Source organism: Alistipes sp. 56_sp_Nov_56_25 (assembly GCF_001915285.1).
Taxonomy (GTDB): domain Bacteria; phylum Bacteroidota; class Bacteroidia; order Bacteroidales; family Rikenellaceae; genus Alistipes; species Alistipes shahii.
The window spans coordinates 1-19212 of the sequence record NZ_MNQF01000005.1 but is presented as its reverse complement, the minus strand read 5'-3'; the positions used below and the strand labels follow the sequence as shown (position 1 = coordinate 19212).

The 19212-nt window shown below is 61.8% G+C and carries 12 protein-coding genes; 9 read left to right on the top strand and 3 right to left on the bottom strand.

From position 1 onward, the window contains the following. Positions 1-3: 3 nt before the first annotated feature. The 9 genes from BHV64_RS03360 to BHV64_RS03320 all read left to right on the top strand — a co-directional run bounded on the left by BHV64_RS03360 (position 4) and on the right by BHV64_RS03320 (position 16536). Positions 4-1098 (top strand): SGNH/GDSL hydrolase family protein, encoded by a 1095-nt coding sequence (locus BHV64_RS03360; RefSeq protein WP_015547253.1) that lies wholly within the window; start codon positions 4-6, stop codon positions 1096-1098. 99 nt (positions 1099-1197) lie between these two features. Continuing rightward, positions 1198-1788, top strand: a complete 591-nt coding sequence (locus BHV64_RS03355) for an RNA polymerase sigma factor (protein WP_015547252.1) — start codon at positions 1198-1200, stop codon at positions 1786-1788. After that, the gene (locus BHV64_RS03350; RefSeq protein WP_015547251.1) at positions 1785-2768 is read left to right on the top strand and encodes a FecR family protein; all 984 of its coding nucleotides are present in this window, start codon (positions 1785-1787) and stop codon (positions 2766-2768) included. The genes BHV64_RS03355 and BHV64_RS03350 overlap by 4 nt, the downstream gene beginning before the upstream one ends. Before the next feature lie 101 nt (positions 2769-2869). Then, positions 2870-6373 carry a SusC/RagA family TonB-linked outer membrane protein gene (locus BHV64_RS03345; protein WP_288115557.1) on the top strand — a complete coding sequence of 1168 codons (3504 nt, stop codon included), beginning with the start codon at positions 2870-2872 and terminating at the stop codon, positions 6371-6373. A gap of 14 nt (positions 6374-6387) precedes the next feature. Continuing rightward, complete coding sequence (locus tag BHV64_RS03340) at positions 6388-8202, top strand: RagB/SusD family nutrient uptake outer membrane protein (RefSeq protein WP_217727667.1); 1815 nt, start codon at positions 6388-6390, stop codon at positions 8200-8202. 15 nt (positions 8203-8217) lie between these two features. Beyond that, positions 8218-9138, top strand: coding sequence for an endonuclease/exonuclease/phosphatase family protein (locus BHV64_RS03335; RefSeq protein ID WP_022062519.1), 921 nt, complete (start codon positions 8218-8220; stop codon positions 9136-9138). 30 nt (positions 9139-9168) lie between these two features. Beyond that, on the top strand, positions 9169-11070 hold the full coding sequence (locus tag BHV64_RS03330) for a PKD domain-containing protein (RefSeq protein WP_217727668.1): 1902 nt from the start codon (positions 9169-9171) through the stop codon (positions 11068-11070). A 159-nt stretch (positions 11071-11229) separates the two neighbouring features. Beyond that, positions 11230-13866 carry a zinc-dependent metalloprotease gene (locus BHV64_RS03325; RefSeq protein ID WP_288115556.1) on the top strand — a complete coding sequence of 879 codons (2637 nt, stop codon included), beginning with the start codon at positions 11230-11232 and terminating at the stop codon, positions 13864-13866. 12 nt (positions 13867-13878) lie between these two features. Continuing rightward, positions 13879-16536 (top strand): zinc-dependent metalloprotease, encoded by a 2658-nt coding sequence (locus BHV64_RS03320; protein ID WP_288115555.1) that lies wholly within the window; start codon positions 13879-13881, stop codon positions 16534-16536. A 62-nt stretch (positions 16537-16598) separates the two neighbouring features. On the opposite strand, the gene BHV64_RS03315 is transcribed toward BHV64_RS03320, so the two are convergent. The 3 genes from BHV64_RS03315 to BHV64_RS03305 are packed head-to-tail and all read right to left on the bottom strand — an operon-like array spanning position 16599 to position 19002. Continuing rightward, positions 16599-17855 carry a Gfo/Idh/MocA family protein gene (locus BHV64_RS03315; protein WP_138266195.1) on the bottom strand — a complete coding sequence of 419 codons (1257 nt, stop codon included), beginning with the start codon at positions 17853-17855 and terminating at the stop codon, positions 16599-16601. 10 nt (positions 17856-17865) lie between these two features. Next, positions 17866-18771: a twin-arginine translocase subunit TatC gene (tatC, locus tag BHV64_RS03310; protein ID WP_288115554.1), complete on the bottom strand. Its 906-nt coding sequence runs from the start codon at positions 18769-18771 to the stop codon at positions 17866-17868. Positions 18772-18798: 27 nt separating this feature from the next. Further along, the gene (locus BHV64_RS03305) at positions 18799-19002 is read right to left on the bottom strand and encodes a Sec-independent protein translocase subunit TatA/TatB (RefSeq protein WP_022062525.1); all 204 of its coding nucleotides are present in this window, start codon (positions 19000-19002) and stop codon (positions 18799-18801) included. Positions 19003-19212 lie beyond the last annotated feature (210 nt).

Sequence of the window (19212 nt, the reverse complement as noted above, 5' to 3'; positions counted from 1 at the left end):
ACCATGAAGAACCTTTCCCTCGTTTTCCGCAGCCTCGCGCTGCCCGTGCTGCTGCTGACGCTGAACGCCGCCGGTGCGCAGGAGAAGCAACCGCTCCGTTACGTCGATGCCGCGACGCTGACCGTCATCGGCAAGAGCATGCCCACACCCAAACTGTTCCAGCGGGTCGACACCGCCCGTTACGAGCTCTGGCAGCCCGTGAAGAACTACTCGGCCTTCTCCACCGGACTGGCCGTCGTTTTCCGCACCGACAGCCGGACGATCCGCGCCCGGTGGAAAACCGGCGGATACGGATTGGGCCACAACATGACCGCCATCGCCCGCAAGGGTCTCGATCTCTACATCGAGCGCGACGGGCAGTGGGCCTACGCCGGTTTCGGCTGGCCCAAGGGCGACAACCACGACAGCGCGCTGGTCGAGTATATGGACGAGGGCGAAAAGACCTGTCTGGTCTACCTGCCCCTGTGGGACGAGGTGCTTTCGCTGGAACTGGGCATCGACGGCGACAGCCGCATCGAGGCCGTTCCGAACCCCTTCCGCCACCGGATCGTGGTGCTCGGGTCGAGCATCACCCACGGCGCTTCGGCCGGGCGTCCCGGCATGACCTGGACGGCGCGGCTGGCCCGCCGGATGGGACTCGATTTCCTGAATCTCGGTTACAGCGGGCAATGCAAGCTGCAACCCGAATTCGCGCGGATGCTGGCCGAGATGGATGCCGACGCCTTTGTTTTCGACGCCTTCTCCAACCCGAGCGCCGGGGAGATCGAGGAGCGGCTCGACGCCTTCGTGGCGACCGTCCGCAAGGCGCATCCCTCGACGCCGCTGATCTTCATTCAGACCGAGGTCCGCGAGACCGTGAATTTCAACCTCCGGGCGCGGAAATTCGAATCCGACAAGCGCGCCGCCGCCGAAGCGGGCGTCCGGCGGCTGATGAAGGACGACCGGAACATCTACTTCATCGACTCCCGGGGGATGATCGGCACGGACCACCTCGGGACGGTCGACGGTTCGCACCCCTCCGACCAGGGTTTCATGTACATGACCCGCCATCTCGAACCGCAGCTGCGCAAGATTTTCCGGAAATACGGAATCCGCTGATCCGCAGACCGGCAGGGCCGCAGCTTTCGGGCTGCGGCTTTTTCGTTTTTTGGGGCAGGAGGTTGCAAATCTGAAATTAATGCTATCTTTGCTTCCGGTATGACCGAAGATTTCATTCAGGAAAACGAGGATCGGGAACTGTTCCGGCGGATCAAGCAGGGGAGCGAGGAGGCTTTCCGGGTGGTTTACGGGAAGTATCACCGGATACTCTATGCCGTGGCCCTGAAGATGCTGAAGGACCGTTCCGCGGCCGAGAACGCCGTGCAGCACGTCTTCGTGAAACTTTGGATCGGGCGGCAGGAGATGACCGTCATGCTGAGCCTGCGGAACTACCTCTACACGATGACCCGCAACTACATCCTCAATTACCTGCGCAGCCGCAATACCGAGCTGGTGCACAGCTACCGCCTGGCGCAGCTCATTCCCGAGGCTTCGGACCCGCTCGACGCGCAGATCGAGCGCGAGGATCTTTTGCAGATGCTCGATACGGTGATCGCGGGGCTTCCGACCCAGAAGCGGCAGGTCATGTACCTGCGCAAGGCGGGCTATTCGAACCCCGAGATCGCCGAAATGCTCAATCTTTCGGTCAACACCGTCCGTTCGCACTACCAGGAGGGCGTCAAACTCCTGAAGAGCCGTTTCGGCCATATCGTCCTGCTTATCGTCATCCTGCAAACTTTATTTTTATGAACAGACCTTCGGAAGAACTTTTGCATAAGACGCTCGAAAACCGCGCCACCGCCGCCGAGGCCGCTTCGGTCGCCGAGTGGCTCGCCACCGATTCGGGCCAGGCATGGGCCAGTCGCTACATCGGCCGCGACTTCGACCGGCAGGAGTCCTGCGGCGACTATGAGCGGGAGGAGGTCGCCTCGGAGCGCATCTTCGCGCGGATCAAAACCGCCCTCACGCGCGGCCGGCGGCGCCGCATTCTTTTTCGCGTCGCCGCCGTCGTGATTCCCGTCGCGCTGGTGCTGGGCGTCGCCCTGCGTCTCGACCGTCAGGTAGGGGGCATCTTTTCGGATGCGGAGTACGGCGAATTCGTCGTCGACCGGGGGCGGCGTACGCAGTGCCTGTTTCAGGACGGCACGGTCGCCCACCTCAATTCCGAGTCGAAAATCCACTATCCCGTGAAGTTCGGGCTTTTCGAGCGTCGCATCCGGCTCGAAGGCGAAGCCTACTTCGAGGTGACCCACAATCCCCGGCGGCCGTTCGTCGTGGAGTTCGAGGGCGGAGAGATCCAGGTGCTCGGCACGTCGTTCAACGTCAAGGCCTACCGCGACGATGACATCGTCGCCGTAACGCTCGACGAGGGGCGCGTGGTGCTCGACGACCGCCGCGGCGGTCGTTTCGAACTGTCGCCCTCCGAACAGCTGCTCTACGACCGGCGCTCGGGCGAGGGGCGGATCGTCCGCGGCGCCGACGCCATGCGTTATTCGATCTGGAAGGACGACGTGATCTCGTTCCGCGACACGCCCCTTGCAGAGGTGCTCGAAACCCTTTCGCGGTGGTACGACGTGCGCTTCGAAACCGACGGACAGCCCGATCGCCCCATATCCTACACCTTTGCGACCGACAATACGCTGCTGGATAATGTTTTGCGTGAAATGGAACTGATCTCTCCGGTGCGTTTCGAACGCACCAAAACAGAAATAAAGGTAAGTTTCAGATAAAAAAAAGAGTTTCGGCTCATCGTTTTTTCCCGTTTGCGTGTCTATTCTGTGAAAAGCGCGCAAACGGGCTTTTTAGTAAACAACTACCTAAACTAATCTGTATGAAACGAATCAGACTACTCTTTCTGATGCTGCTTTGTGTAGCCGGGACGGCCCTGACGGCCCGGGCGCAGAAAGTGACGTTGAATTTCCGGAATGCCAAGCTCGAACAGGTGTTCGGGCGGATTACCGAGCAGACGGGCTACACGTTCTACTATGCGCGTCCGACGGTCAATCCCGACAAGGTCGTCAGCATCGCCGTCGCGGATGTCGACGTGCGTGCGGCGCTGAAACAGCTGCTGGCGGACGACAAGGTCGAAATCGAGATCCGCGACGGCAAGATTTACCTTTCCCCCCCCCGGCAGAGTGCCGCTGTGCCGCAATCCGTTAAGGGCGTCGTCCGGGATGCCGCGGGCCAGCCCGTTGTCGGGGCCGCGGTGATCGTCAAGGGAACCACCCGCGGCGTGAGTTCCGGGACCGACGGCTCGTTCTCGTTCGAGGGTCTGGCTGACGGCGCCGTGCTGCAAGTCTCGGCGCTGGGCTACGCCACTGCCGAAATCCCGGTCGGCAACCGTTCGTTCGTCACCGTGGAGCTGAAGGAGGACGCCACGCTCGTCGACGAGGTGGTGGTCGTGGGCTACGGCACGCAGAAGAAGGCCAACCTGACGGGCGCCGTCGACCAGGTCTCCTCGGAACTTCTGGAGAACCGTCCCGTGGCCAACGTCACGCAGATGTTGCAGGGCGCCGTGCCCAACCTCAATATTTCGCTGGCCGACGGCAAGCCCAACCGCTCGGCGTCGTACAACATCCGCGGCAAGACGTCGATCGGCGCGGGCGGATCGGCTCTGGTGCTGATCGACGGCGTCGAGGGCGACCCCGCGATGCTCAACCCCAACGACATCGAGTCGGTCTCGGTGCTCAAGGACGCAGCTTCGGCCGCCATCTACGGTTCGCGCGCACCCTACGGCGTGGTGCTCATCACCACCAAGGACCCGGGCAAACTCACCGACAAGTTCACGATCAACTACACGGGCAACGTCTCCATCCAGCAGCCCACGGCCATTCCCGACGTCGTGGACGACGGTTACGTCTATTCGCGCCTCTTCTACGACGCATGGTACAACTACCGCTTCAACGAGCCGACGGGCTTCAACAACTCGCAGGACTTTTCGCGTGCGTGGCTCGACACCTTCCGCCAGCGCAAACTCGCGGGCAACAAGCTCGAAACGACGGTCGAACCCGACGGCAAGTATGTCTACTACGGCAATACGGACTACTACGACGCACTTTACAAGGATACGGTGATCGCCCAGACGCACAACATCTCGGTCAGCGGTTCGAACGGCAAGATCAGCCACTACCTTTCGGGGCGTCTGTACGACTACAACGGCCTGTTCAACTTCACGCCCGACACCTACCGCACGATGAACCTCCGTTCGAAGGTCTCCTCGCAGGTGTTCAAATGGCTGAAGATCAGCAATAACTTCGACTACACGCACGACCGCTACCGTCAGCCGATGGGTTATTCGAAGGAGGGCGGCGGCGTGCTGTGGCGTTCGCTCAACGACCAGGGGCACCCCTCGTCGCCGATCTTCAATCCCGACGGTACGCTCACCAAGTCGGGCGCCTACGCCATCGGCGGTCTGGTGACGGGCAACAACTGGCTCGACCGCACGACCAAGACGCTCAAGAACACCACCACGCTCAATGTCACGATGCTGGAGAACCGCCTGCGCCTGACGGGCGACTTCTCGTTCCGCACCAAGGACTACACCGAGACCAAAAAGACCACGGCCATCCCTTACAGCGCCTACGAGGGCGAAATCGTCTACCTCGGCACGCCCGAGACCGACGACGTGATGAAGGAGTCGCTGCAACTGACGACCTATATCGCCACCAACGCCTACGCCGAGTTCGAGGACACCTTCGCCGAGAAACACTATTTCAAGGCGCTGGCCGGTTACAACTACGAGCAGCAGGACTACAAGTCGACCTACTCCGAGCGCAACGGCCTTCTGATGCCCGACGCCGACAACATCAACTTCGCGCTGGGCGACATCATGTCGATCACCGCCGGCGGCAGCCGTTGGCGTTACGTGGGCGCTTTCTTCCGCTTCAATTACGCCTACGACGACCGCTACCTGCTCGAAGTCAACGGCCGCTACGACGGCTCGTCGAAATTTCCGAACAACTCCCAATGGGGCTTCTTCCCCTCGGCTTCGGCCGCCTGGCGCGTTTCGCAGGAGAAGTTCTGGAACGTCAGCCCCAAGGCCGTTTCGAACCTCAAGCTGCGCGCCTCGTACGGTGCGCTGGGCAACAGCAACGTCGATCCCTACACCTACCTCGAAACCTTCGGCCTGTCGACCTTCGGAACCGGTTCGGGCGACGCGGCCCGCTACCTCTTCGGGCAGGCCAAGCTGCGCTACACGAGCCTCCCGGGCCAGATTCCCGACAACATCGGCTGGGAGACCTCCAAAACCTTCGACGTGGGACTGGACGCCGGTTTCCTGAACGGACGGCTGAACCTCACGGCCGACTACTACATCCGCAAGACGGTGGACATGTACACCGTCGGCCCGACGCTTCCCGACACCTTCGGAGCGACGGCCCCCAAGGGCAACTACGCCGACATGAGCACCTACGGCTATGAAATCGCGTTGAGCTACAACGATTCGTTCAAGCTGGCGGGCAAGCCCTTCAATTTCGGAATCAAGGCGACGCTGGCCGACTATTATTCCATAATCGACCGCTATAACAACGCCTCGCGCAAGCTCTCCGATTACTACGAGGGGCAGCGTCTGGGCGAGATCTGGGGTTTCGTCTGCAACGGGCTGTTCCAGTCGCAGGCCGAAATCGACGCGGCGTTCGGCGGCAAGGGCTACAAGAATGACATCATGCAGACCTCCGAGAAGTACATCACCTATCCGGGCGACATGCGCTTCGAGGATCTGAACGGTAACGACGCCATCGACCGCGGCAGCAGCACGGTCGACGATCCGGGCGACCGGAAGATCATCGGCAACTCCGAGCCGCGCTACCTCTACACCATTTCGCTCAATGCCGACTGGAACGGTTTCTTCCTCTCGGCGCTGTTCGACGGCGTGGGCAGACAGCAGTGGTTCCCCAGCGACGAAAGCCTTTTCTGGGGCATGTACAACCGTCCCTACAACCAGGTTCCGACGTGGCATCTGCAAAACTACTGGACCGAGGAGCGTCCGAACGCCTACCTGCCGCGCTACGTGGGCTACTACGGTCCGATGAACGCCAATACGGTCAACGTCAATACGCGCTACCTGCAGGACGTGTCGTACATCCGGCTGAAGAATCTTCAGTTCGGTTACGAGCTGCCCAAGCGGTGGATCTCGAAGATCGGTCTTTCGAAGGTCTCGGTCTACTTCTCGGGCGAGAACCTCTGGAGCTGGTCGCCGCTCTACCGCCACACGAAGGATTTCGACGTGACGGTGGCCAGCAAGAAATCCGACTCGGATATTTCCAACAGCAAGGGCGACGGACATAACTATCCCGTGATGCGCAGCTTCAGCTTCGGCATCTCGATCACCTATTAAACTGTTTACGTGCTATGAAAAGATCAACCTATATATGGAGTCTGCTCGTGGGCTGCGTTGCGTTCGCCACGTCGTGCGACCTGACGGAGAACGTGCAGGTGAAAGCCGACAAGTCGATGATCTTCGGATCGAAATCGGGTCTCGAACTCTACTCCAATTCGTTTTACAAGGCCCTGCCGACGCTCAAGAACGGCTTCATGCAGGACAAGATGTGCGACGTGGGGGCCGTCAGCAACACCGACACCTTCATCAAGCGGGGGGCCTACAACACCGAGACGGCGACCAGCTGGAGCTGGGGCGCGCTCAAGAACGTGAACTACTTCATCGACGGCTGCAATGATCCGAAATACTGCACCGTCGAAGCCGAGACGCGCGACAACTACCTGGGCATCGCCCGTTGGTTCCGTGCGTGGTTCTACTACGACAAGCTGACCACCTACGGCGAAGTTCCCTGGTTCCCCAACGACATCCAGTCCTACCAGAACGACGTGATGTACAAGGACCGCGACAGCCGCGACGTGATCATCCGCAACCTGATCGCCGACCTCGATTTCGCCTACGAGCACATCCAGGCCACCTCGTCGACCGGCAGCGCGACGCTCACGCGCTGGGCCGCCGCCGCGCTCAAGTCGCGCGTCTGCCTCTTCGAAGCGGCTTACCGCCGTTACCACAACCTCACGGGGCTTGAGATAACCCCCGAGGAGCTGTATCGCGAGGCCGCCAAGGCCGCCAAGCTGGTGATCGACAACAGCGGTTGCTCGCTCAACACCGCCGCGGGCAAGAAGGGCGCCTATCGCGATCTGTTTTACAGCGAGACGCCGCTGACGCAGGAGGTGATCCTCGCCGTCTGCGCCAACGAGAAATCCGGCATCTTCGGCGAGCAGAACTGGTGGTTCAACGCCCGCTCGTACGGACTGTGCTGGAGCCTCGTCCGCTCGTTCGTCCACACCTACCTCAAGCAGGACGGCACGCCCTTCACCGCCGCCGCCGACTACGCCGTGAAATCCTTCGCCGAGGAGATGGAGGGGCGCGACCTGCGCCTGGAGCAGACCGTGCGCGGCCGCAACTTCCTGTGGGACGGCAAGACGGCGGTCGCCGACATCAAAAACCTTTCGCTCACGGGCTACCAGGTGATCAAGTACACGCTCGACGAATCGAAGTACGACGGCGGTGCGAAGAACATCAACAGCATTCCGCTGATCCGCTATGCCGAGGTGCTGCTCAACTACGCCGAGGCGCAGGCCGAACTGGGGGTGCTCACCGACTCCGAATGGGCGCTCACGGTCGGTGCGCTGCGTAAGCGCGCGGGTATCACGGGCGGCACGGAGACGCTGCCCACGACCGTCGACAGCTACCTGCAACGCACCTTTTATCCGGACGTGACCAGCCCCGTGCTGCTCGAAATCCGCCGCGAGCGGGCCATAGAACTCGTCGCCGAAGGCATGCGCTTCGACGACCTGCGCCGCTGGAAGTGCGGATCGCTGATGGAGACCCTGCCGTGGAGCGGCATTCACATCCCCGGGTTGGAGCAGCCCGTCGATGTCAACGGCGACGGCGTGAACGACTACTACTTCACCGAGGGCGAGGTTGCGTCGGCTCCGGCGGCCTACAAGAACATCGCCGTCCGCGTCAATCAGGACGGCGTGGGGCTTTATGCCGAGGCGAATCCCGTGTCGGGTTACGATCTGGTCTACAAGACCGGTGCGGGCGACCGCTACTGGTATCCCGACGGGCGCCAGTACCTCTATCCGATTCCCGCCAAGGTGATCCGCGATTACAGGAACGCGGGCTATACGATCTCGCAGAACCCCGAGTGGGACAACGAATAAATAAAAAGCAAGACCATGAGAATATTCCGTTATTTACTGACCTTTTCGTTGAGTTTCGCCTTCGTTTTCGCCGCCGGGTGCAGCGATCCGAAGCCCGATTACTCGGAATTCTACAAACCCCAGCCCGGCGACGAACCGGAGGAGCCGGTCAATCCCGGACTTGAGGACAATCAGCTGAAAGTCATGTCGTTCAATGTGCGTTACAGCTCGGGCGACGACGGTGCGAACAGTTGGGACAACCGCAAAAAGGCCGTTCCGGCGATGTTCGCCGACCAGCAGCCGACGGTGCTCGGCGTGCAGGAGGCGCGGCTCGACCAGAAGACCTACATGGACGAGAACTGCGCGGGCTACAAGAGCGTCGGCGTGGGCCGCACCGACGGCCAGAATGCCGGTGAGTTCATGGCCATCTACTACCTCGCCGATGCCGTGAAGCTCGAAAAGTGGGGGACCTTCTGGCTCTCCGACACCCCCGACGTCCCGTCGGTCGGCTGGGACGCCTCGACCTACCGCACGGCCACGTGGGCCTTGTTCACCCACTACAAGTCGGGCCGCAAGTTCTTCTACGTCAACACTCACATCGACCATGTGGGGCAGGTGGCGGCCCAGAAGTCGATGGAGCTGATCGAGGCGAAGATCCGGTCGCTCAACCCCGACAACCAGCCGACGGTGCTGACCGCCGACTTCAACAAGATGCTCGACAGCCCGATTTTCGACGGCGTGAAGAAGTTCATGGCCGACGCGCGCACGACCGCTCCCGTGACCGACAACAAGGCGTCGTTCAACAACTTCGGCGGGGCGACCAACTACCCGCGCATCGACCACATCTTCAGCTCGGGCTTCACGCCCCTGCGCTTCGCCACCGTCGACCAGCGTTACGAGAAGGTCCCCTACATTTCGGACCACTATCCCATCGCGGCCGTGTTAGAGTTCAAGTAATCCTGCAACCAAAGCTCAAAACCGATTGAAATGAAACGATTTATCTATATGCTGGCCGCTTTCGCCCTCATGGGGGCCGTCTCCTGCCAGCCGGACGAGGAAGTGGCGGTCCACGCCTCGTTCACCACCGACAAGGAGTCCTACGATGTGGGCGATCCGGTGGTGCTCACCAACACTTCGACGGCCGAAAACGCCCTGATCGCCATCTGCAAATGGGAGCTGGGCAAGGGCGTCGTCTCCTACGAAACCACTCCGGAGAACATCTCCTACGATCAGGCCGGAGAGTATGTCATCAAGCTGACCGTCACCTCCGACCGCGGGGCGAAGAAGTCGTCGTTCGAGAAGACCATTCGGGTCGTGGACAACAACATCCGGCCCGTGGCCGACTTCACGTGGTCGCCCGAGAAGGTCGTGGCGGGCGAACCGGTGCAGTTCACCGACTGTTCGACCGACGAGGACGGCGAGGTGGTGGCCTGGGAGTGGAAATTCGGAACCACGACCTCCGACAAGCAGAATCCCGAATTCACCTTCGCGGCGCAGGGGGCTACGGAGGTCTCGCTGACCGTGACCGACAACAAGAAAGGCAGGAACACCAAGACGGTGACCATCGACGTGGGCCGCGGCGCCATCAGCCTCGACCTGCTCTGGTCGTACCCCTACGACGACACGAAGGACGCCTATGTGTTCGGCACGTCGCCCGCGGTCAGCCCCGACGGTGAGTATGTCTATGTGACTTCGACGGGTTATTCGCTGGTCTGCTTCACGAAGGCCGGCGAGCGTCTCTGGGCCTTCGACATCGGCAAGGACGGTGCGTCGGCCGAGAACAACAGCGGTTCGATCAAGGTGCAGTCGCCGACGCCTTCGGTCGACGAGGACGGCACGGTCTACGCGCTGGCGGGCTTCAACGAGCCGAACAAGGGCGCGGGAGGCAGCGCGTTCTACGCCGTCAGCGGCGGCGCCGGGGGCGGCTCGCAGGTCTGGCATGTGAATACGGGCGTGAACACCAGCTTCCGGTTCCTTTCGCCGGCCGTCACCGAGAAATATCTCTTCATTGTGGCGCGCAACGTGCCTTCGGGGCATCAGAATTTCCAGGTCTACGACAAATCGTCGGGCGACCTGGTGGACGAGCGACACGTCAACGGCGGCTCCTACGGCGGCGTGCTGCCGCTCAAAAACGGCATGGTGATCGCCGGTACGGGCGGCAGTCACGGCATGCGCGTCTTCTTCCCCGACGGCGCGGGCAAGTGGAAATTCTCCTGCGTGAAGTCGAACGGCCGCGAGCACAACTACGGCGGCAGCGGCAAGGATGCTACGTGCGAGGCGCCGAACGGCACGCAGCCTGCGTCGGGTCCCGGCGGCAAGGTCTACATCCTGTTCCAGAACCAGGGCGTGCGTGCGGACAAGAGTCTGGGCGGGGGTGTCGTCTACTGTTATGATCCGGCAAAGACCGTCTACGGGCAGACGCCCGAACCGGACTGGTACTGTCCCGTCAAGGGCGATTGCGCCCAGTCGGGCATGGGCGTGGCGCTGGGCGAGGACGGCACGGTCTACGCCGCGACGCAGAAGACCGGCAGCGTGGCGGCCCACGTCACGGCCATCTCCGCGCAGGGCGTGAAACGCTGGGAGCACGCCGCCGACGGCGACATCAACGGCGTTCCGGCCGTTGACGATCAGGGCTTCGTCTATTACAACGACCGGACTACGGGCAAGCTGGTGAAACTCCGCCCGGAGGACGGCTCGCGCGTGGCGGAGATCAAGCTGGCCGACGAGCTGCGTTCGTCGCCGACGATCTCCTACGACGGCACGATCTACGTCAACGGCATGAAGGATGACAAGCCCACCGTCTTCGCGGTGAAGGGTGCGGCCGAGGGCTGCGCCGCGTCGTGGTCGCAGCAGGGAGGCAACCCATCCAAAACCGAGTATATGTACTGATCCGCTGAAAATCAGGGATGAGCGGGCCGCGTCACACGACGCGGCCCATTTTTTTCGGCCTTCGTGTATGTCGTTTCCGGCAAAATTCCCTCTTTATTATGGAACGGTCGCAGGAACCGGGACGAAAAGAACCTCGAACACAATTCTAAATTTCAGCAGATGATCCGAAAACTATTGGTGCTGTTGCTCTGCCTCACGGCGGCGACGGCGACGGCGAAGAAGCCCAAATCCTCCGCTTCGAAGAAGGCGGAGAGTTCGGCCGAAAAACCGAAGGAAAGCGATTACGACAAACTCTTCAAGGAGAAACATACGGTGGCCGACGGCATGTTCCGCCTGCACGACGTCAAGGGGAAGCTCTATTTCGAGATTCCCGATTCGCTTTTCGGGCGCGAAATGCTGCTCGGATCGACCATTTCGGAGGTTTCGGACAACGCTGCGGCGACGACCGGCTCCAAGTCGGACTATCCGCTGCACGTGGTTTTCACGCGCAACGACCGTTCGGTCCAGCTGCGTACGGTCAACTGCGAGAACATCACCGACGAGACGGGGGCTTCCCGCGCGCTGGCCGAGGCGGTGAAGCGGAACACGGCCGATCCCATCCTGCGCAATTACAAGATCGAGGCCTGGAACCGGGACAGCACGGCCGTGGTGGTCAACGTCACGGACCTGTTCGTGGCCGACGTGGAGGAGATGTCGCCCTTCTCGAAGTACGGACTTTATACGGCTTTCGAGCTGAAGAAGACCTTTCAGAAGGAGCGTTCGATGCTGGGCGAAATCAAGGCTTTCAGCGACAATGTGGTGGTGCGCAGTACGTTGAGCTATATTTTCACGCTCACCCGCGGCCGCACGACGCTGGTCAAGGACCAGCCGCTGACGGCCGTGATGACCCGTTCGCTGGTGTTGCTGCCCCGCGAGCCTTACCGTCCGCGCATCACCGACAGCCGCATGTCGGTGTTCCCGACCGGCAAGGTGCTTTTCAGCGAGCGCGAGCAGCGTGCCAAGGTGATCTACTACGCCCACCGCTGGCGGCTGGAGCCGTCGGACATGGATGCCTGGAAGCGCGGCGAGCGGGTCGCGCCGAAGAAACAGATCGTTTTCTACGTCGACGACGGATTCCCGGAGATGTGGAAAAAGCATATTTTCGAGGCCGTCGACCAGTGGAACGAGCCTTTCGGGCGCATCGGATTTAAAAACGCCATCGCCGCAAAGCCCTATCCGAAGGACGATCCCGAATTCGATCCCGACAACATCAAGTATTCGTGCATTCGCTACGCGCCGATCGCCATCGCCAACGCCATGGGGCCTTCGTGGGTCGATCCGCGCAGCGGCGAGATACTCAACGCTTCGGTCTATGTCTACCACGACGTGATGAAACTGCTGAACAACTGGCTGTTCGTCCAGACGGCGCAGGCCGACGAGCGCGTGCGCGCCGTGACGATTCCCGAGGAGGTGATCGGCGACGGACTGCGCTACGTCGTGGCCCACGAGGTCGGCCATTGCCTGGGTTACATGCACAACATGAGCGCCTCGGCGGTGATTCCTGTCGATTCGCTCCGCTCGCCGTCGTTCACGCAGAAGTACGGCACGACCACCTCGATCATGGACTACGCTCGCTTCAACTACGTGGCCCGGCCCGGAGATAGGGAGCGCGGCGTGAAGCTCACCCCGCCGCGTTTCGGCCTCTACGACTACTATGCCGTGAAATGGCTCTACACGCCCGTGCCCGACGCTGCGACGGCTGCCGACGAATATGCCGTCACTTCGAAATGGATAACCGGGGCCGCCGCCGATTCGGTCTACCGTTTCGGCAAGCAGCAGTTCAGCCGCTCGATCGATCCCCGTTCGCAGTCGGAGGATCTGGGCGACGACGCCGTGAAGGCCTCGGGCTACGGCATCGCCAATCTGAAATACATTCTCGGCAACATGAACGCCTGGATCGGCGCCCAGGACCCCGATTTCTCCCAGCGGCGCACCCTCTACGACGAGGTGCTCACGCAGTATATCCGCTACCTGAACCACGTGCTGGCCAACGTCGGCGGCATCTACTTCGCCGAGAAGATGGAGGGCGATCCCGTGGAAGCCTACCGCAGCGTGCCGCGCGAACGCCAGCGCGAAGCCCTGCTGTTCTGTCTCGCGCAGCTCAAGGACATGAAGTGGCTGGACAACGCCGAGCTGATCCGCGACATGCCGCTGATGGGTTCGCCCGCCGAGTCGATCATGGCCTCGCTGGTGTCGGTCGTCGTGGCCGCCCCGGCGCGTGTGGCTTTGAGCGCCGCGCTGGCCGAAAAGGAGGCCTACACGCCCGAGGAGTGCCGCAGGGATGTCTATGAATTCGTGTGGGCTTCGACGCTGAAGGGCCGCACGCCCGATGCGCTGGAGATGATGCTCCAGCGCGAATACGTCCGCAGTCTCAGCCTTTCGGCCGGGCTGAAATACACCGGGACGGGGGCGCGGGAGGAGAAGAAGCTGGTCTCCGACGAGGGACTGATGCCCGTTCCCGCCTTCCTCGGGGAGCATGCGGCCCGCACCGCGGCGCTCACCGCCTGCGGGGAACGCTGCGGCCACGACCCCTTCGAAACCTTCTCCGCCGCGCACCGCGTCGACACCGCGCCGCTGTTGGGCTACGGCTCTCCGCGCCTGAACTACTACGACCCGCGCAACACCGAGGCCGGGGATTATGCCGCGCTGCTCAAACTGCGTGCGATGCTCCGCACGAAGAGCGTTTCGGCGACGGGCGAAGCGCGCCTGCACTACGAGTTGTTGCTGCGCAACATCGAGAAAGCGTTGAAAAAATAAATCTTCCGGACCATGATGAAACTGTTTAAAATAGCTTTCCTTTCGCTGCTGGCGGGAATCTTGCTGCTGCCGGCGGCGTCTCGGCCCGTCCGGGCGGCCGGTTCGGCCGCCGTGGAAGCCGGAGCCGGGGACAGGAAGCGCGACAAGAAAAAGAAGCAGGAGGCCGATACCGCCGCCAAGGCGACTCCCTACGAGAAACTGTTCAAGGACAAGCGGGTGGAGACTGTCCGCGGCGGCGGGCTGACCCTGCACCTGACTGCGGACAAACTCTACCTCGAACTCCCCGATTCGCTGCTCGGCCGGGGGCTGATGATCACCACGACGATCGAGCGGACGGGCGATCCCGGCGACGGACTGGCCCACCAGCAGCCCGTGCCGCCCTACATGGTCGAGTTCGGCCGCGGGAAGAGCGACACGCTCCTCTGCATGCGGGAGTTCGCTCCGGTGGTGATCGTCGACGGCAGCCCGGCGATGCGTGAGGCCGTTGGACGGAGCAACATCGGTCCGATCGTGGCCTCGTATGCCGTGAAGGCCCGCACGCCCGACGGGAAGTCGTCCGTCGTCGACGTCACGGCGCTTTTCGTCGGGGACGTCAAACGCCTGCGTCCGATCGACCCCGAGGGCGGCAACACCTACGGCGGCTGGATGACGGCCAAGGCCGATTACAAGAAGGACCGTTCGATGCTGACCGGCGTGACGGGCGGAAAAGGGTGCGTTTCGGTGGTGGGAGAGCTTTCCTACGGCACGACGGTCAGCTTCCTCGGCCTGCTCGACCTGTGGAAGGACAAGCCCCAGTCGATCGTCGCCCGCCGCACGCTCCGCGTGCTGGGCGATCCCGAACGGCGGATGCGGCTCTGCGACCAGCGGCTCGGGCTGGCGGCCAAGGCGTTCAAACGCTTCTCGGACCGGGAGCAGGAGGCCAAAACCGATTATTACGCCTGCCGCCGTTCGATCCTCGACAGCGCGGGGAAGGTGCGTCCCGTGGTGTTTTACGTCGACACGGCTTTCGACGCTTCGGCCTATGCCGCCGTCGAGCGGGGGCTTCTGCTGTGGAACGATGCCTTCGCGAAGATCGGCTGCAAGGATGTCGTGCGGGTAGAGCCTTTTCCGGCTGATCCGGCTTTCAACGACAACAGCCTCTATAACAACTGCGTGCGGCGCACGGGAACCTCCAATTCGGAACTCTACACCGCCTCGTGGGTCGATCCGCGCAGCGGTGAAATCCTCGGGACCGACATCTTCGTGCCCTTCAATTTCACGGCCGCCATTCAGAAGAAGCTGCTCCTGACGTTGTCGGCCGCCGACCCCGAGGCGCGCACCACGCAGCCTTCGGCGCGTCAGATCGCCGACGCCCTGACGGCCATGGTGGCCCGCCGTGCGGCCTCGGCTTTCGGCGTGATGCCCAACTACGCCGCCTCGTCGGCCTATCCGACCGACTCGCTCCGTTCGCCGTCGTTTACGCGGGAAAACGGCCTGGCGGCGTCGATCACCGACGACGTGTTCTACAACATCGTCGCGCAGCCGGGCGACAGGGAGCGCGGTGTGAAGCTCGTGGCCGATGCGCTGGGTCCTTACGATTACCTGGCCGTCGAGTGGCTCTACAAGCCCGTTCCGGGGGCTGTGACGCCGCACGACGAGGTTCCGGAGCTGCGCCGCCTGCTCGCCTCGAAGGAGGGAGACCCCCGCTGTTTCTTCGCGCAGTACGCCTCCGGGACTTACGATCCCCGCGTGGGGGCCGGAGACCTGGGCGACGACCTGTTCCGGAGCGTGGCGCTGCAATCGGCCAATCTGAAATATGTCGCCGAGCACGGCGACGGGTGGCTTTCGGGCCGCGACGGCGACTACAAGTTCCGCGAGGAGCTGCTCACGGAGATGGTTCTGCGCGTCAACTCCCTCGCCTTGCAGCTGATGCGCTACATCGGGGGCGTCTATATGAATCCGGTCTACGAGGGAACGGCCCGGCCCGCCTGCACGGCCGTGCCGCGCGAAGTGCAGCGACGCGCCCTGCGCGAGGCGCTCGCCCTGACCGCCGACCTCGGCTGGATCGACCGGCAGGGGGTGTCGAAGAACGTTTACAACCGCGTGCAGGCATGCGAATACCTCCAGCGCCGGATTGCGCGCACGCTTCTTGAAAAGCTCGGAACGCTGGACCTCGCGGCTTCGAAGGCCGACGATCCTTATACGGCCGACCTCATGGCGAAGGACCTCGTGGCGTGGTTCGAGGAGCGGCTCCGTTCGCGCGAACCGCTGACGGACCATGTCCGTAATCTGCAACAGTCGCTGCTCAAATCGACCGTCGCCGCGGCCAACGTCAAAGATAAGCCTTCGTCGGGTTCGGGAAGCGCCTTCGCGCTGTTTGACGGGTCCGGTTCGCTGTCCGACGGCGGCGATCTGTTCCCGGCGACTGACGCCGGGGCGCTTCCGGACATGCCGGCGGAGCGCCGGGCCGACGATTTCACGCCGTTGGGCGCCGGCGAGGTGCAGGGCGCCGCCTACGGCTACCGGACGCCGCGGGTGATTCCCGCCTTCCGGGAGCATCTGTTCTACGGACTGCTGCTCGACATGAAGGCGATGTACCGGCGGGGCGCTGCGTCGGCTCCCTTGGCCGATACGCGCAGTTTCTGCCGCTACATGGCCGATCGGATCGACCGGGAGCTGGCGGTCGAATGACGCTGACAAACAAGCAGGCTGCAACCTCTCGGTTGCAGCCTGCTTGTTTGTGCCCGGGGCGATCAGCGCGTTTGGTCGAGAATTACGGTCTGTCCGGATAGCCTGCTTCGCTCGGCTTCGAAGCATATCCGGTGGCTTTCGACCGATTTTCCGATTGATGTGCGGAAGCGGTGCTCCCTGCGGCTGATCGTGTCGACGAAATCCTCGACCAGATTTAGGTCGGCTCCGGCGTGGAACGGCTTGCCGAGTATGCCGGAGAAGTCGTAGACCTGCTCTTCCCCGCCCCGGAATCGGCGCACGCGCAGGATGCGTTCGTCACCGTCGATTTCGCCGTGAGTCAGCCGTATGTGTGTCTCTCGCTGGTCGCCGAGGGTGAAGGCATCCATCGAGAAGGAGATCGTGACGTCGTTTTCCATTTCCATGGATACGATCTGGTGGTCCACCACGTCGTTGTCGCAGCGGAACACGCATCGGCCGTAATCGCCCGTGCGCAACTGTCGGAGTATGACCTCGTCGAGCGTCGCGCCTTCCGGGACGTCGAAATTCGAAATCCAGTCGCGCCGGTTATAGTAGAGGTCCACTGCCGAGTAGGGGCACTCCTTTTCCAGCGGGCAGTCGATGCACCGGGGCGTGCTTCCCTTCGGGGCGTTTTCGGCCCGGAACCAGCGCAGGGACCCGAACGACGATAGTTTGCGGCAGCGCGCCTCGGTGAGCCACAGCAGGAAGTCGATGTCGTGGCAGCATTTCGAAATCAGCATCGGGTTGGTGATCTCCTCGCGGCGCCACATGCCGCGGACGAATCCGTGTGTGGTTCGGTCGAGCCCCACGGCTGCGAGGTGGCTGATTGATATGATCTCTCCCAGCTGGCCCGAGTCGACGATCTCCTTGATCTTGATGAAATAGGGATGGTATCGCAGGACGTGGCAGACGCCGACGATGACCCCTTTGCGCCGCGCCGCTTCGGCGATGCGGCAGCATTCGGGCAGCGACTGCGCGATCGGTTTTTCGAGCAGGACGTTGTAACCCGCCTCGATGGCCTTCATGCAAGGCTCGAAGTGCATGTTCTCGGGCGTTCCGATCAGGATGGCGTCGGCCGGGACGGGGTTTTCGAAAAAGCGTTCGTAGTCGGCGAAGCACTCTTCGGGCTTCAGTCCGAATTTGGAGGCGACTGCGTGGCGGCGGATGTCGTTGAGCTCCGCTACGCCGACCAGTTTCATCCGGTCGGGATTCCGGATCGCGTATTCGAGGTATTTGTTGGTACGGTTGCCCGCCCCGATGGCTACGATCGTGACGGGCTTCGTTTCGCTTGTTCGCTCCATATGTCTTCTGCTATTCCGTCGTTTCCGTCATTTCCGTCGTTTGTTCCTCTTCGGCGGCGTGCTTGCGCTCGGTCCGCTCCGCGAGTTTGATGCTCAATTCATACAGCCCGTATAGCGGCAGGATCACCAGAATGAGGCTGAATATGTCGGGCGGGGTTATGATTGCCGCGACGACGAGCAGTATGACGAACGCATGGCGTCGGTATTTGCGGAGGAATCCGGCCGAAACCAGCCCCATGCGGGTCAGGAAGTAGATCAGCAGCGGCAGTTCGAACATGAAGGCGCAGGCTATCGAGACGATGATGACGGTGGTCAGGTAGTCGCTGATGTCGAACATGTTGGTGATGAACTCGCTGGCCTGGTAGTTGGCGAAGAAGTTGATCGACAGCGGCGCCATGACGAAATAACCGAACAGCAGCCCTCCGAAGAAACAGAGCGACACCCAGAATACGAACAGGTGGGTTCCCTGAATCTCCTTCGGCGTGAGCGCCGGGCGCACGAAGCGCCAGAACTCCCACAGCGTGTAGGGCATGGCCATTGCCAGTCCCGTCAGGAGCGAGATCTTCATGTGGAGGTTGAACTGCCCGGACAGCGAAGTGTTGATGATCGAGAAACGGTCGTTGGCGATGCGGAAGGTCTCCGGATCGGTGTCGAACGACGTGCCGAGCACGCTGTTGAGCCATTCGGCCATATGCGCCCACTGGGCGCCCACCCATGTCAGCATGCGGTTGGTGGGGAAGTCCGGCCTTTGTGGCCCGAACAGCACCGTGTCGATAATGAAACTCTTGCAGAAGAAGGCCACCAGTCCGATGACTCCGATTGCCATCACCCCTCGCACCAGATGCGGGCGCAGGGCGTCGATGTGCTCGAAAAAAGTCATCTCCGTCGACTCCGGATCCTTTTTTTTCATGTTCATTTGTTTGCCGCCGCGGAACAGGTGTGATTACTCGGTCTTTCCGGAGTCGGATTTGTCTCCGGGTTTGTTGTCTTCGGCCGTATAGTCTTTGTTGACGGCATCCTTGAATTCTTTGACGCCGCGGCCCAGTCCGCGCATCAGTTCGGGGATTTTCTTGCCTCCGAAGAGCAGGATGACTACCAATACGATTACGATGATCTGCCCGTAACCGATTGCACAAGGGATAAGCATGGTTTTTTCTTTTAGGTTTTTATTCTGAACTCGGCGGCGCGGAGGCTGCGCTCCGGCCTATTTTTTGCAAATATAACACAATTTTTGCGATATTCGGGCCTGCTGTTCGCAAAAACCCGCCCGAAATTCGGGCGGGTTCGCTTTCAGAGGGTCAGGGCTATTTTTTGGTCTTCGCCGCGGGCAGTTCCTTGATTCGTATGTTTCGGAACT